This window comes from Francisella sp. 19X1-34 (genome assembly GCF_041102755.1).
Taxonomy (GTDB): Bacteria; Pseudomonadota; Gammaproteobacteria; order Francisellales; family Francisellaceae; genus Francisella.
Map to the genome: position 1 here is coordinate 1 of NZ_JBGCTX010000132.1, position 1,788 is coordinate 1,788.

Below are 1,788 nucleotides of genomic sequence, written 5' to 3' on the forward strand. Positions count from 1 at the left end.
GCACATTTTATGATTAAATTTGAAGATAGGATTGGTAGCCTATGAAAAATTTACACAAAAGTCTGTAAAGGGTCTATCTAATGAAAACTTAATTCTTTGTCTTTAGACTATATCTAATAGTTGCAACAGTACCATAAAAACTAATATTTCTAATTAAATAGAGAATTAAGCATTAAACATAGTAATCTTTTGTAAATTAATACCTAATATTGACTGAGAATCTATATATGGATATTTGTTATACATTTTATGAATAAAATAATCCCCAAATGGCATCGAAAAAGCTCTATTACAAGTTAAATCATTATTTGTAATAACATTCCTCTCAATCGTATAACCACTTGGTACTTTTGTAGGATCTGTACAAGCGATTTTATTAGAATTATTTTTTGATAAAACATAACTATTAGGGTATGCATTACTCGCCATGAAAAGCATAACTTTTTTACATGTATTCTCAGAACACTTTACTGGAATTACTTTACAGACTTTCATGCCATCATCTTCTGCACAATTTATTTGATTATAAATAACATCTCCCTTATTGAATGTAGCATTATATAGAATTCCTAAATGAGAAACTAAAATATCAGAACCTATTAATGTACTTATTGGTTTTCCTGCTATTATCCATTTACTATCATCACGAACAAATTCGACTATTTTAGGTATATTATCAGCCATTAATTTTTTAATATTATTAGTATTTGCATAGTAATCATCGCCTTGTTTAGTATAAAAAAGGTCTTTAGGGATATAATTCATAGATACTGATTCATTAGGGAAATTTGCCCCATATTCTTTACTTGTAAACTTATCAACTATTGCTTGCTTATTAGATAAATTTATATCTGCAATATGAATATTTGAAAGATTGTTCTTTTGTTTATTAAACCAACCAGAATGATTAATTGTTTTATTTTTAGCTCCAGCTGGAAATCTATTATATTTAAGTCCTAGATCAGCTGTCACATCCTGTATATAACCTAACTTATTATTTACTTTATTAAAATCAGAACTTACAAAGTTATTTCTATTTTCATAAGTTTTACCAAGAGATGATGGAAACGCTCCATAGGAAACACTATACAGTCCTTTTTTAAAAGCTTCAAAGAAAAAGTTATACACATTCTCATGTTCTTCGGCAAGTATAATACCCATAATATCCTGTACTACTGTTACACAATTAACTTCATCTAATCTAAACGTTAAATCTTGTTGGATATTTAATGGGTTATCCCAGCCCTCTCCTATTCCTCCTCCATAAGGAATCTTTAACTTATTGAAATAAGCTACTTCCGCACTTACCAATTGGTTTTCATTTTTAGGTTTTGCTTTATACTGCCAGTAACTAGTTAAGGAATTCATAGAGGCTTGCTTTATCACTTGCATTTGTTTTGTATTAATAACTTGAATATCATTGTTATTGGAGAAAAAACTATTATAACTCGGTATATATGTATTTTCTCCCTTATTATTAAGATCTACATTTCCCAAACTAAAAGCTGATACATAAGTAATAGCACCTGCTAAAACAATTGCTTTTTTCAAATATTTTTTCATAAAGCTCCCTTATAACTTAATCATTATTAAAAATATTTTTTAATTTTCATAAAGTCTAATATTAAAATTTTACACTATAATCTTATTCTGAATATAAATAGAATATTTATATTTACTTCATTATTTTTTGTATCAAAAATAACCACAATATTAGGCTCTGTGCACAAAAATAAATTTTCATCGAAGCCAAATAAAAGTACAAGCTAATTTAATCATTCCTAGATA

The 1,788-nt window shown here is 27.0% G+C and carries 1 protein-coding gene; it reads right to left on the bottom strand.

Annotated features, from left to right (window positions below):
• Positions 1-165: 165 nt before the first annotated feature.
• Positions 166-1,563 carry an N-acetylmuramoyl-L-alanine amidase-like domain-containing protein gene (locus tag AB8E56_RS11625; RefSeq protein WP_329481292.1) on the bottom strand — a complete coding sequence of 466 codons (1,398 nt, stop codon included), beginning with the start codon at positions 1,561-1,563 and terminating at the stop codon, positions 166-168.
• Between the last annotated feature and the right edge of the window lie 225 nt (positions 1,564-1,788).